This window comes from Candidatus Acidiferrales bacterium (assembly GCA_035515795.1).
Taxonomy (GTDB): Bacteria; Bacteroidota; Ignavibacteria; order Kryptoniales; family JAKASW01; genus JAKASW01.
In genome coordinates this window covers 1-13,705 of record DATJAY010000001.1, presented here as the reverse complement: position 1 = coordinate 13,705, position 13,705 = coordinate 1, and the positions used below count along the sequence as shown (strand labels likewise).

The following is a 13,705-nucleotide window of genomic DNA, read 5'->3' as shown; positions in this document are numbered from 1 at the left end:
GGAGCATAACATGGAACAGTTGTTAACAGCAGATGAAATGAGAATGTGTGACAGTGAAGCTGTTGAAGATGGAAAGGTCACCAGCGAGTCACTGATGAACAAAGCAAGCCTCGGGGTGGCTGAAGTGGCAGCGAGGATGCTTGGAGATCTTCAGGGGAAAAAGATTGCGGTCCTTTGCGGCACGGGCAATAATGGCGGTGATGGATTCGGTGCTTCATATTATCTTGCGCAGAAGGGAGCGGCGGTTAAAGTATATGTTGCGGGTAAAACCGACGAAATTACCGGTGATGCGAGGACTTTTCTGGACAAATTGAGGCTGTCTCCGTTTGATCGTTCAAAAATCGAAATTTATGAATTTGAAAGCAGCGTAATTTATTTGAATGAATTCGATCTCGTTATCGATGCGGTACTCGGTACCGGACTATCCGGTGAACCGAAGGATGAGGCGCAAAAAGCAATTGAGCTCATGACTAAGACGCTTATACCCATTCTCGCGGTCGATGTCCCAAGCGGAATCAATTCCAGCAATGGTGCGATCTACACGTCTGCTGCAGCGGCCACGGCTACGGCGACCATGGCGTACGTCAAGCGCGGCTTGATCATGAATGAAGGAAAGGACAATTCCGGAAAAGTCTACGTGCTCGACATCGGTATGCCGTCCACACTCGTAACGCTCGAGAAGGCCAACACTTATGTCATAGAGTGCAGCGATGTCAGAAATTTGCTCCCCTTGCGAAAGGCGGAAACCTACAAGCATGCCGTCGGCAAGATTTTCGGACTTGTAGGATCCGTCGGCATGACGGGAGCCGGAGTAATGGTTGGTCAAGCCGCGATGCGTGCCGGTGCCGGTTCGGTGGTGCTCGGAGTACCATCTGAGTTAAATCAAATTTTCGAATCGAAGCTGACTGAGGTGATGACACTTCCGCTTCCTCAAACCAGAGACGGAAGTCTTTCACTCGCAGTGTTGCTTCAGATTCAGAAAAACCTTCAGTGGGCAGACGTGCTGGTCGTCGGTCCAGGCCTTTCGAGGAATCAAGAAACTTCCCAGCTTCTAGTCAAGCTTCTTCGAAGTCATACCGGTAAAACTGTGATAGATGCCGATGCGTTGGATGCAATTGCCGACCAGCCGGAGATACTGATGGAGACTCATACAGACATAATCATGACCCCTCACCACGGAGAATTCAGTCAGCTGAGCAGGCTCTCTCCTCAGGAAATTGCCAAGAACAGAATTGAGGTTGCCCGCCGGTATGCGAAAGAACGACAGGTTACTCTTGTTTTGAAGGGCTCGCCGACCGTGATCGCCTCAAAAGATGAAAGAGTCTTCGTCAATGTTCATGGAAATCCCGGAATGGCCACCGCGGGAATGGGAGATGTCCTCACAGGAATTATTGCTGCCTTAGTCGGACAGAAATTAGAGCCGCTGGATGCGGCCATTGCGGGGGTTTATATCCACAGTGTGGCTGGCGATATCGCGCTCGAATCCAAGGGAATGTATTCACTCATGGCGACGGATGTCATTGAGAGTCTGCCCGCGGCTTTCAAGAAAATACAGGATGGAGATATTGTTGAATTTGAAAAAATATCCTGACTTCGTTGCATTTCTCCTGCCTGTGTTGATTTGGATGGCATTTATATTCACGCTTTCTTCAATTCCGGGTTCAACACTTGCAAAGATTGAGTTTCCCTATGCGCATTTAATTGCTCACGCGACCTTGTATGGGATACTGTATTATCTTTGTTATAGAGCACTGGATCACTACTATCTTCGCCTTGGGAAATTCGGCCACATCGTAGTTTTCATTTTTGCCTTTCTGGTCGTCGGAGTATACGGCATGAGCGATGAATATCATCAGTCCTTTGTACCCGGGCGCACCGAAGAATTGAAGGATCTTCTAATAGATTTGTCAGCTGCGCTTATAGTTTTGGTTGGGATAGCGATCATAAAAAAAATCCGGGACTTGCGGCATCCGTGAACTCCCTTGTGTTGTCTCGCGTTGACCTGAAATGATTCTCACAATAATTTTTTCCCTGGTGCTGGTAGCGATTTTCTCTGCCGCCGAGACGTCGTTCGTTGCCGCCGACAAGGTCGCCTTGACAGTTAATAGCGGCTCTGGATTTGAAGCAAATTCGGTGTTCTTTTTTCTCAAACAGAATGAGCTTTTCTTCGCTACCGTGGTTGTCGCCAGTTCGTTGGCGATAACTACCTTCTCATCTGTGTCGGAGATTTTTTTTCACGAGGGACTGGGAGTAGGAGCGTCGGTTCTTCTTCCCTTAACTACTTTGACTGGGTTTATTTTTGGCGAGCTGATCCCGAAGAGTTTGGCGCTCGAAAGTCCTGAGACAACCGCTCAACTTATCCTTCCGTTTGTGAGAGCGTTTTACTTTATTGCGAACCCTTTGGTGAACTTCACTGCAGATTTCTCGAAGTTCATCGTCCGCGTCGTGCTCCGCTCGCCGGAAAGGACAGCAATTTTCCAGAAACGCGACGTGTATCGCTTTCTTGGAGAAAGCGTTTCAAGCGGATATCTCGATAAAATAGAATCGGACATCATCAGAAGATTGCTTGTCAATGCGAACCTGCCCGTGAGAAATTTTTGCGTGCCGAGAACGCAACTTATTGCGGTAGATATTCGCACGGAGATTGACAAACTACGCGAGCTGTTCGAAAAAACCGGGAAAACAAAGGTCATAATTTACGATTCGTCGATCGACAATATTGTAGGCGTTGTCCATGCAAAGCACATTTTCAAAAATGTCGATACGATCGAACATCTGGTAAGCGATGTGATTTTCGTCCCGGAAAGCATTTCGGTGCTCGACGTGCTCGAGGAATTCAGGGCGGAGAGAGTTTACTCCGCGATCGTCATCGACGAATTCGGCGGAACCGCGGGACTTGTGACATCCTCCGACATCATGGAGATATTTCTGGGTGATGTTGCGATATGGACAACGGAAGAAGATATTAAACAAATAAGCAGCAGACAATTCTTGTTGCATGGGAATACTTCGATATCGGAAGCGGAGAAAATTCTCAATTTGAAATTTCCTAAAGGGGATTTTACCACCATTTCCGGTTTGGTAGTTTCTCATGCGGGGAGGATTCCGATGCAAGGGGAAAGGATTCAAATGAACGATCTCGAATTTCAAATTCTCAAGAGCGACGGAAGAAAACTGGAAACGGTGAAACTGACCATGAGATGAGAAGAACCGATAAAGAGATAACCGATCCCAATCTCCTGCAAGATATTCTAATCAACTCCCAGATATGCCGGCTTGGTCTTGTAGATAATAGTGAGGCATATATTGTCCCCGTCAATTATGCATTTGTTGACGGATATATCTATATCCATTCTGCCTCTGAAGGAAGGAAAATAGAAATTTTGAAAAGAAATCCTAAAGCGGCTTTTGAAATAGAGTATCCAAGCGAGACAATCAGAGGAGAAATACCGTGTAAATGGGGGACAAGATATCGTTCGGTTATGGGAAAAGGGACGATCGTGATAGACGATGATATTGAATCAAAAAAGAACGGTTTCGACGCCTTGATGAGGAAATATGGTGCAGAGTTTGCGCTTGTTTATGATGAATCGGCGCTGGCCAAGGCCGTTTTGCTGAAATTAAGAATAGAGTCGTTAACGGGCAAACAATCCGGGATCTGGTAGACGCTCTGTCGTGACACATCGGTTCATTTAGATTTTCCTCCATTGCATTTCAAGCATCATAGAGCTACTTTAGTTTGTTTAAGGAGTATCGATGTTTTCACTTATCATAGTGGTGCTTTTGAGCTATTTGTTGGGCTCGGTTCCAACAAGTATCATTATTACCAAAGCCCTCAAAGGGATCGACATCCGAAATTATGGAAGTGGGAATGCCGGTGGCACGAATGTAATTCGGGTGATTGGCTGGGGACCGGGAGTTTTCGTGATCTTGTTTGATGCAATGAAAGGTTTTCTGGCCGCAGTAGTTCTCTCGCGATTGTTTTACGGAAATTTCCCGCTCGACAATGCAACTCCATTTTCGGATTTTACGGTGGTGCAGATTATAGCTGGAATCAGTGCAATCCTCGGCCATACGTGGACGGTCTTTGCTGGATTCAAAGGAGGAAAAGGAATAGCCACAGCCGGAGGAATGCTGGTCGGTATTGCTCCGATCGAAGTTGCGATCGCCGCCGGCGTCTTTGCCGTAGTGGTCGCCAGTTCAAGGTACGTTTCGCTCGGATCGGTCAGTGCCGCCGTTGCTTTTCCACTTGCGATGTTTGTCAGGGCAAACGTGTTCGACGTGGCTACCAAATATTATCACTCCATGATTTTCTTCAGCATCGCTATCTCAGGATTTTTGATTTACAATCATCGTGCTAACATAAGTCGTTTGCTGCACGGAAGAGAACATCGTCTCGAGAAACTAAGATTTTTTTACAGAGCTAAATCTCATCATCCGCAGCCGGGGTCTCCAACAAATTTGGGTAAATGAGAGTTACTGTTCTTGGTGCCGGCGGCTGGGGAACGGCACTGTCAATTCTTCTTCATGACAACGGATTAGCGGTTACACTGTGGGCGTACATGGAGGATTACGCGAAATTACTTTCCTCGACGAGAGAAAACACGACTTACCTGCACGGTGTGTCGATTCCGAAGGAAATTGAAATAACTTCGGACATAGAAAAGGCTGCTGCCGGGGCGGAAGTGGTTGTAGCATCCATACCTTCGCAGTTTCTGCGCCAACAACTCGAGAACATTTCTGATATGGATTTCCGAAAAAAGATTTTCATAAACACGGCAAAAGGAATCGAAGCCACGACTTTTTGCACGATGTCCGAGGTTGTGCAATCCACACTGAACAAATGCCCGGCGGAAAATTACGCCGTCCTATCGGGACCCAGCCATGCCGAAGAAGTGAGCCGCAGGATGCCGACGGCGATAGTTGCGGCCTCCCACCATCGGAGAAGCGCTGAACAGGTCCAAAAAATCTTTATGAATGCGTATTTCAGGGTCTATTTGAATCGCGATGTGAAAGGTGTCGAGTTGTGTGGTGCGCTGAAGAATGTCATCGCGCTGGCGGCAGGCATGAGTGATGGTGCAGGATACGGCGATAATACGAAAGCCGCGTTGATGACACGCGGGATGGTCGAGATTACGAGATTGGGAGAAACGCTTGGTGCTCATCACAAGACTTTTTCGGGTCTCGCAGGGATGGGCGATTTGATCGTCACATGCATGAGCCGTTACAGCAGAAATCGATTTGTCGGCGAACAGGTTGCCGCTGGGAGAAAGTTAGATGACGTGCTGGATGAGATAAAGATGGTTGCCGAAGGTGTGCCCACAGCGAAAGCCGCGCATAAGCTTGCGGAAAGATATGATGTCGAGATGCCTATCATGGAACAGGTGTACAAGGTCCTTTTCGAAGGAAAGGATCCGCAAAAAGCAGTGCGCGAACTTATGACGAGGCCGGGAAAGGACGAATATTGAGAGACCGGACAAAGATGCAAAGCCGCAAAGCCGATCGTTCATGCCTGATTTCTGAGTTCGTAATTCTGTTTTTTCTTCGTGCCTGCTAAAGGAGAGAAAATGAGAATCGCATATTTTGATACGTTCGCCGGGATCGCGGGTGATATGGTTCTGGGAGCTTTTGTTTCCTCCGGCGTCGATGTGAACAGATTAAGAAGTGAAATAGCAAGATTAAACATCGGGAATGTTGAACTGCGTGCAGAGAAGGTTGTCAGGAACGGAATCACTGCGACAAAGGTCGATGTAGTTGTCTCCGGTAGGGTGGAAAAAGTGGACGATTTGGGGCCGAGCCTTCACGAAAATTCCCATAAACATTCCAAGCATCATGGAGACCATGAGCACGGGAAAAGTTACCTCGAAATAAAGCATCTAATTGAGAATTCCGGTCTTTCTGATTTTGTAAAATCTAAATCTCTGGCGGTCTTCTCAAAACTTGCCGAGGCGGAAGCAAAAATACATGATACCACCGTTGACAAGATTCATTTTCATGAGGTCGGTGCAGCAGATTCGATAGTTGATATTGTCGGAGCGGCAATATGCATCGAGATCACGGGCGTAGAATCGATATATACTTCGCCGATCCGCCTTGGCTCGGGCGGCTATATTGATGCTCGGCACGGTGTGTTGCCGGTTCCCGCTCCTGCAGCGATTGAAATTCTGAAAGATTATCCCGTCATCTTCAACGACATCCCTTTTGAACTGACTACGCCGACCGGTGCTGCGATTGTTTCTGCACTCTCGAACGGAGTGTTGAAAGACCGACCGATCGAAATCGAGAAGATAGGTTACGGATCTGGCACGAGGGAGCTGGGAAGCCTTCCAAATCTTCTGAGGCTCATCATAGGGCAATTGAAATCCGAGCTCGAAGAGGACCATGGAGTCCTGGTCGAAACCAATGTGGATGATATCAATCCGCAGGTAATTCCCTTTGTAATTGAAAAAGTTCTAAGTCTGGGGGCGACCGACGCCTTCGTAACGCCGGTGATAATGAAAAAGGGAAGACCCGGTTTCATGCTGTCGGTCCTGATTCCAGAAACCCTTTTGGATAGAATTGCGGCGGAGATTTTTTCACAAACGACGACGCTTGGTCTTCGTATTAGGAACATACGCAGAATGAAGGTCCACAGAGAAGTGAAAACGGTCAAAACGAGCTTCGGCGATGTTCAGGTGAAAGAAAGCAACATCAACGGTAAGAAGAGAATCTCCGCCGAGTTCGAGGAATGCAAGAGAATTTCCGAATCAAAAAATATTCCGCTGGCGGAAGTAATGCAGAGGCTTAACGCTGAACTGAATAGGGAGTGAAATTGAAGGCACTGTCGGCGGGAAGAACGTATTGCGATGTCGCATTTCCAATTCCCGTGCATCGGGAGTTCACTTACGAAATATCCGGTGAACTCGCCGACGCTGCAAAGGTCGGCGTGAGAGTAGTCGCGCCGTTCAGAAGAAAATACCTAACTGGCGTAGTTGTAGGGCTCTCCACTCATTCCGAACTTGCCGATATAAAATTGATCCATGATGTTATGGATGATCAACCGGCCTTTTCGGAAGATATTCTCCGGCTTACGCGCTGGATTTCTGATTACTATTTGAGCTCGTGGGGCGAAGCGCTGAAGACTGCAACTCCAACTGGCACATCGATCGAGAGTGCGCAGGTAGTTAGACTTCTGAAAACGAGTGCGACTGAGAAAAACGAGACTCGGAAAAAGATTCTGCAGGCACTTTCAACCCCGAGAGAGTTAACGGTGAAACAAATTAGGAAAAAAGTTGGGGCGAGCGGTCTGAGATATCATCTGGGAAAGATGAAAACGGATGGAATAGTGGAATTGGTGGAAAAAATCACGGATCCTCGTGTCTCGATCAAATACGAAAATTATGTACAGTTCAAGGGAGGATATGAGTCACCGGAAAAATTAAAGGTAGTTTTAAACGAACTCGACAAGCGCGCGACGAAGCAATCTGAGATTTTGCTCAAGCTCACTCACTTGATAAGAATTTCAGAAGGCGGAGTAAGCGTTTCCGAGCTCCTCGCACAATCGAAAGGAAGCATGAGTTCACTCCTGGCTTTGTGTGAAAAAGGGATCATCGAGCTTTACGGCAAAGAGAGCTATAGGAAACCTGAATTCAATTACCGTGAGGCTGAAAAGGAATTCGACCTGACCCAGAATCAGAGAGATGTGATAAACGAAATATCGCAGGAGGTATGTGGAAACAACTATGCCGCATTTTTGCTTCATGGGGTCACTGGAAGCGGAAAGACGCAGGTCTACATTGAATCAATCGATCTCGCGATGAAGCAGGGGAAAAGCGCCATTGTGCTTGTGCCGGAGATTTCCCTCACGCCGCAAATTGTTGCAAGGTTTGAACAGCGTTTCGGTGAGACCATTGCTGTGCTGCATAGCCGCATGTCTCTCGGAGAGCGGTACGATTCATGGCGCAGAATCGAAAGAGGAGAAGCGAAAGTTGTTATCGGGGCGCGCAGTGCGGTGTTTGCTCCGGTAAGAGATCTTGGACTGATCGTGGTGGATGAGGAGCATGAATCGAGCTATAAACAGAGCGACACGAGTCCTCGGTATAATGCCCGCGATGTTGCCGTGATGCGCTGCTCGATAAACAAAGCGGTTGCGCTCCTCGGCAGCGCTACTCCATCGGTGGAATCATTTTACAATTCGTCGAGCGGGAAATACAAACTGCTTAATCTTCCAGACAGGATTGACAATGCAAGGATGCCGAAGATCGAGATTGTCGACATGAAAGAAAAGAGAAGAAATAAGTTGGTCTTCGGCAGCTTTTGCGATGAGCTGAAGTCGAAAATTGACGATAGGCTTTCAAAAAGGGAAGGAATTATCATACTCAGAAATCGCCGTGGGTTTTTCACGTACCTGCAGTGCAGCGAATGCGGCGCGACTGAAATGTGTCCGAATTGCGATGTTGCTCTCACATTTCATAAGAGAAGAAAACATCTGAGATGCCACTACTGCGGCTTTGTCAAGGAGCCGCCGGTACGATGTCCTAAATGCGCAAGCGACAAGCTCATTTACGGCGGAACGGGCACCCAGAAAGTAGAAGAAGAAATGAGCGCACTTTTCCCGGAAGCAAAAATATTGCGTATGGACCTAGACACGACTTCGCCACGCGGAGCGCACGACAGAATCCTGTCCGAGTTCGGCAGCGGAGAAGCGGACATCCTCGTCGGGACGCAGCTGGTTGCGAAGGGGCTCGATTTTCCGCGGGTGACGCTCGTCGGAGTTGTTTCCGCGGACTCCACCATGCTCATGCCTGATTTCAGATCGAACGAACGAACGTTTCAGCTCCTGACACAAGTCTCCGGAAGAGCAGGGAGACGCGAGAAGGAAGGTGAAGTCATAATTCAGGTCTCGAACAGCAAAGATGATGTTCTGCGGTTTGTAGGCTCGCACGATTATTTGGGATTTTATCAAAAAGAAATTGAAGTCCGCCGGGAGCTAAGCTACCCTCCATTTTCGCGGATGGTAGTACTAGAGTTCAGAGGGAAGGATATGCCCAAGACCGGCGATGCGGCGGAAAAAGCCGCAAGAAAAATTAGAAAGGAACTTCCGGTGATAGCGGTTCTGGGTCCTGCGCCGGCGATGATCGGAAGGCTTCTCGGCAAATTCAGATTTCAAATTGTCATAAAGATGAGCAAGCAGCTTGACAGAGCCACGGAAAGATTGGAAAGAGTTCTCGACGAGATAGATTTCGATCTAAAAAGAAATTACGGCAACTGGGTAAGTTTCTTTGCCGACGTCGATCCGGCAACCACGATGTAAATGCATGAATGCCCGTAGTTAGCCGAATCGTTCCGAACCTTTGTAGGTTAACCCTTTCATTGGAAATGCTTCAACATCAGGTAAATGAACGGAGCCGAGAAGAGGAGACTGTCGAATCTATCGAGGACGCCGCCGTGCCCGGGAATCATCTCCGAAGAATCTTTTGCGCCGGCGTCTCTTTTGAAAAGCGATTCGACAAAATCACCGGCTTGTCCCAGTATGCCGACAATGATGCCGGTTCCCAAAGCAAGCCTCATGTCGAGGTGGCGCAGCACTGAGAAATGCGCGGCAGCTGGCGTCGCTGTCGCAAAGACAAACCCGGCGATTGCGCCTTCCCATGTTTTGTTCGGGCTCACGAACTTACTCATCTTATGTTTTCCTGCCGACTTCCCGACGAAGTAGGCTGCAGAGTCACAAATCCAGATGGTAGCAAAGATTGTGATTACGTAGAGTCCCGCGTCCCTGTCGTCAGGAAAAACGTTCTCTATTCCGTATCGCTGTCGGATTGTAGTTAATATCGCTCCAAAGAATCCGATGTAGAAAATCCCGGTAAGAGTGCTCCCGACGTTCTCGAATGTTCCTTTCACTCCATCGGTTCTCTTTCTTGATAATTCATATAGCAGGACTATAGCGATCATCAGGACCATGAACTCCACCGCAAGACCCAATCCAAAGGCGTAAGCAATTGCATTCACAACCCCGGCCAGTATTATCCCTAACGGCGCCAATGGTTCGAGATTTTTCTTTTTAGCGAGAGAATAAAATTCGTTTGTTGAGATGACAATCAATGCGGTGGTGAACAAAAAGAAATAAGTCCCGCCGAGATAAGAAGCGGCGACGATCAGGGGAATAGCTATTACGGCTACAAGGACACGGGTAGTCAGGTTTGACATTATGAATCATTCTCCTCGTTCTCGTCGGAGAGGCCGAGTAATTTTCTGATTTCTATTGCACTCTCGTACTTTTGCGAATGTACAAGTACTTCGACAAGAGTAGGACGTACCATGGCCTCGGTGGTATCAGGATTTACCTTTGAAAAAACTATCGTCTCGATGCCGCGCTGCTCAAGGTTTGCATATAGCATCGCAGCTTCATATTCAAAGTCGAACGTGTGGAGCACTTTCCATTTTTCCAGATATTCGCGATGCTCCAGATCGCTGCAGAGGATTTTGTTGCCGATGTTTTCGGCGCATTCTTCGCATACTGCATGTCCGCACACGACGCAGAAACCGATTGCGCGGTTATCTATATGTGTGTCACAAACGATCCCTTGGTCCGAGGCTCGTTTGTTGTTTAATGCTCCACAATTCTTGCAGTACAAGAAAACGTCGGTGTCTAATTCGGCCCCGCAGTTACTGCATCGCTCTACTGGTGCCATGCCGGTTCCTTTGTGCACTGCAAATGATCTGAGAAATCATCCGTGCGAGCATATCCACAATTCGAATAGATTGCTTTTGCCTCCTATCCCGATCCGCCGGACCCATTTTCGCCGGGCAAGGACCGCGATTTGCTGTAGTTAACCATCGATGTTGTCGTTGCCACAAAAATTAGGAAAAGAACTAATGACCATGCAATGATATATCCAGCTCCGAGCTTTTGATCCGCCGGGGCTATTACACTCTCCTTATTAAATTTATATAAAATTAGCGTAGAAACGAAATTGTTTGTGAAATGGGCGACCACCGGGACTATAATGCTTCCGCTTACGGATACGAGGTAGCTCAGGTAGATTCCAAGAACGCATAATGCGACGAAATCAAACGGATTGAGATGGTACGCGCCGAAAATTACTCCAGTCCATATTATTGCTTTTGTTTTAGACATTTTCAACTCGAAATTTGACTGTACCAATCCGCGGAAAAGAGTTTCTTCGCAAATTGCAGGCGTTACCGCGACCGCCAGGACCACAAAAGAGAATTCCACAGGCGAACGTGCAGTCAAGAGAACTTTGTATGTTTCTTCGATCGTCTTTTGGAACTGGTCAATTAAATGTTTGATCTGGTGAGGCAGTGGTATTAGGTCCTGTAAGTAGAGATAGATTTCTAAGAGCTGCTGCAAGGCTATAACTCCGATTACCGCAAGTCCGATGTAGTACAGGTCGGTCTTGCGGAGCCGGAGAAAGCGTCCCCAAGTTTTTGTCTGGAGCTTTGCGAGAAAGAAAGTTGGGATCAAAATAAACAGAATTTCCGCGAGCATCATGGCAAGCTGCAGCGGCAATGTTTCTTTGCCGACCGTGAAGTTTCCAAAGAGATAAAGAACGATCCCGCCACCAACTATTTGATATAGGAAGAATACTACTAACAGAGAGATTAATGCAAACGCAACGGGTTTGTATTTCGTGCCATCAGATTCAGCGGGCTGGGATAGAGGCTGTTCAGCGAAATTCATTTCTAAAACTTTGAAGTCATTACTCCGTCTAACCCGCTGTAGCCCACTAGTTCGGCGACCACGGAACCAATCGTGACCTGAGTTTGAACTTTCACCGGAACCTTAAGTGAATCGTTGGTAATCCAGACGACTATTTTGCCGGTGTTCCTGAACAAGCCACCTTTTACTATGACAGGCTCGATCATCTGGCAATGAAACTTTCCGGCTTTCGTTTCCACGTCCTGCAGTCCTAAGTATTCTACATCCAGTGGATAAACCTTGTCTTGATAAAAATTTGTGAAGTGGACCTTCTGCCCGACCTGCATCGTATCGTAATTAAGAGTCCTCGCATAAAAAAATGTGCTCACTGCGTCCTGGGTGTACGGAGGTATGCTGTACGGGCCGCCTTCGCTTGTCTTCGCCACATGATTTCCCTGGTCAAACCATGCTTCGAAGTCTTTTTTGTAGCCACCCTCTTTTTGGTGCTGCTCAAATTTCCAGGGGAAAAGTCCCTCCGCATCTATGATGGATGAGTAGGTATCCCTGACTTTGAAAAAAATATCGAAGAACTTTGCGGAGCGCATTGTGAATTCAACCTTATAACACTTGCGGTTATTGTATGATTCGTACGACGATGTCAGGATTGTCGCGCTTCCGGCGACTATCGGGCCGTAAGAGATGTCATAATCAAGTTTTTCCCCGGCAGCGAACGCGGTATTGGAGAGAATCCGAAAAGTATCATCCGGATTTTCGGATATGTTCGACAGCGTATCGGGGCTCGGCGAAACACCCTTGTAACCGGGATCTGAAATTGTCAGGAAAAGTCCCGGAATCAAGATGACGACGAGAGAAAACGACAAGCACCTCTTCATCTTGGTTCAATATTCATGAGCTTACGGACGGCTTCCGTTACTTCGCCGACAGGAATTAGAGATAAATTGTTCGAACCGTCTTTGGGGACCAAGATTATTTTTTTATCAGTCAGCGGCATCCATCTGACCGGTGCCATGGGTTTGCCGTTTGGATAAATCCCTATCAGGGGAGTACCGACGGCTGCGGCAAGATGGAGCGGCCCGGTAGAATTTGAAATGAACAGCTCAGCTTTTGACAAAAGGGCGATGAATTCCAGCATTGAGAAGCGACCTGCTGTGTTTATTGCGTTTCCGATTCCCTCGGATATATTTTTGCACAATAAATTCTCTTGCACCGTTCCGGTCACGACCACGTTCAACCCGAGGTCGTTTGTAATTGTTTTGACTATTCCGCGAAAATTGTCGGGTCCCCATTCAAATGCAGAACCTCCACTGCCGGGGTGAACCACTATAAACTTTGTCAGACAGTTCTTACCAAGAAAGACATCGATACTATCTAAAGCAGCCTCATTAATATTCAAAGTCGTGTCAAAGATTTTTTCTTTGCATCCTAAAACTTCTACGAGAGTCAGATTATACTCGGACTCACTTTTTACGGAATATTTCCTGTGTTCACGGATTCTTCTGTTCAGCAGAAATGAATACAAACGGTAAGCAGTGCCGATACGAACTGGGATGCCCGCGAGAAAACTTGCTGCGGCAATTTTAAATCTTGGGAAGAGAATCACTATTGCGTTCGCTTCAATCTTCTTTAATTTCTTCCACGTTAAGAAGATCGATTCATTCGGATCGTAAGTTATCACATCGTCGACGAACGGGGAAGAACGAACCACATCAGCGGTATAGTTACTGACGAGCGCTATCGCACGCCTTTCAGGGAAACACTTCTTCAGCGACGCAAAAACCGGCAGAGCGAGAACAACATCTCCGATATGATCAGTTCGTGAGACTATGACCTTTCCAAGATTATGGGACATCTCAGATAATATAGATTTTGCAGGGGAGAGAAAAAATTCTAAATCGCAACACGGGACTTTAAATGTAGATTTGCTGTCATCCTCTGATTAAGGATATCCGTATCGAATTTTGGACATCTACCGAGCGAAGCTGGAAATCGTTGTATCTTTGCCAATTCAAGATTCTTGATCTACTGATTGAGGTTCGCTTCCTTGCG

Annotated in this window: 13 protein-coding genes; 8 read left to right on the top strand and 5 right to left on the bottom strand. The window is 47.3% G+C overall.

The window, feature by feature from the left end; translation table 11 throughout:
* The first annotated feature begins 10 nt into the window (after positions 1–10).
* From VLX91_00065 to priA, 8 genes are all read left to right on the top strand, one after another.
* The gene (locus VLX91_00065; GenBank protein ID HUI28577.1) at positions 11–1,591 is read left to right on the top strand and encodes an NAD(P)H-hydrate dehydratase; all 1,581 of its coding nucleotides are present in this window, start codon (positions 11–13) and stop codon (positions 1,589–1,591) included.
* Positions 1,569–1,976: a VanZ family protein gene (locus tag VLX91_00060; GenBank protein ID HUI28576.1), complete on the top strand. Its 408-nt coding sequence runs from the start codon at positions 1,569–1,571 to the stop codon at positions 1,974–1,976. Before VLX91_00065 ends, VLX91_00060 begins: the two co-directional genes overlap by 23 nt.
* A 31-nt stretch (positions 1,977–2,007) precedes the next feature.
* Positions 2,008–3,204, top strand: coding sequence for a hemolysin family protein (locus tag VLX91_00055; protein ID HUI28575.1), 1,197 nt, complete (start codon positions 2,008–2,010; stop codon positions 3,202–3,204).
* The gene (locus tag VLX91_00050) at positions 3,201–3,665 is read left to right on the top strand and encodes a pyridoxamine 5'-phosphate oxidase family protein (GenBank protein HUI28574.1); all 465 of its coding nucleotides are present in this window, start codon (positions 3,201–3,203) and stop codon (positions 3,663–3,665) included. Before VLX91_00055 ends, VLX91_00050 begins: the two co-directional genes overlap by 4 nt.
* Positions 3,666–3,756: 91 nt before the next feature.
* Positions 3,757–4,473, top strand: a complete 717-nt coding sequence (gene plsY / locus VLX91_00045) for a glycerol-3-phosphate 1-O-acyltransferase PlsY (protein HUI28573.1) — start codon at positions 3,757–3,759, stop codon at positions 4,471–4,473.
* On the top strand, positions 4,470–5,468 hold the full coding sequence (locus tag VLX91_00040; protein HUI28572.1) for an NAD(P)H-dependent glycerol-3-phosphate dehydrogenase: 999 nt from the start codon (positions 4,470–4,472) through the stop codon (positions 5,466–5,468). The genes plsY and VLX91_00040 overlap by 4 nt, the downstream gene beginning before the upstream one ends.
* A gap of 99 nt (positions 5,469–5,567) precedes the next feature.
* On the top strand, positions 5,568–6,809 hold the full coding sequence (gene larC, locus VLX91_00035) for a nickel pincer cofactor biosynthesis protein LarC (GenBank protein HUI28571.1): 1,242 nt from the start codon (positions 5,568–5,570) through the stop codon (positions 6,807–6,809).
* A gap of 2 nt (positions 6,810–6,811) precedes the next feature.
* A complete protein-coding gene (gene priA, locus VLX91_00030; GenBank protein HUI28570.1) occupies positions 6,812–9,292 on the top strand; it encodes a primosomal protein N' in 2,481 nt (826 codons plus the stop codon).
* A 56-nt stretch (positions 9,293–9,348) separates the two neighbouring features.
* On the opposite strand, the gene VLX91_00025 is transcribed toward priA, so the two are convergent.
* The 5 genes from VLX91_00025 to VLX91_00005 all read right to left on the bottom strand — a co-directional run bounded on the left by VLX91_00025 (position 9,349) and on the right by VLX91_00005 (position 13,508).
* Positions 9,349–10,185, bottom strand: coding sequence for a phosphatidate cytidylyltransferase (locus VLX91_00025; protein ID HUI28569.1), 837 nt, complete (start codon positions 10,183–10,185; stop codon positions 9,349–9,351).
* Entirely contained in the window at positions 10,185–10,670 is a 486-nt protein-coding gene (locus VLX91_00020) for a B-box zinc finger protein (protein HUI28568.1), read from the bottom strand. Before VLX91_00020 ends, VLX91_00025 begins: the two co-directional genes overlap by 1 nt.
* Positions 10,671–10,753: 83 nt before the next feature.
* On the bottom strand, positions 10,754–11,680 hold the full coding sequence (locus tag VLX91_00015) for a type II CAAX endopeptidase family protein (GenBank protein HUI28567.1): 927 nt from the start codon (positions 11,678–11,680) through the stop codon (positions 10,754–10,756).
* Between the two features lie 2 nt (positions 11,681–11,682).
* Positions 11,683–12,531 (bottom strand): DUF3108 domain-containing protein, encoded by an 849-nt coding sequence (locus tag VLX91_00010; protein HUI28566.1) that lies wholly within the window; start codon positions 12,529–12,531, stop codon positions 11,683–11,685.
* Complete coding sequence (locus VLX91_00005; protein HUI28565.1) at positions 12,528–13,508, bottom strand: glycosyltransferase family 9 protein; 981 nt, start codon at positions 13,506–13,508, stop codon at positions 12,528–12,530. Before VLX91_00005 ends, VLX91_00010 begins: the two co-directional genes overlap by 4 nt.
* Between the last annotated feature and the right edge of the window lie 197 nt (positions 13,509–13,705).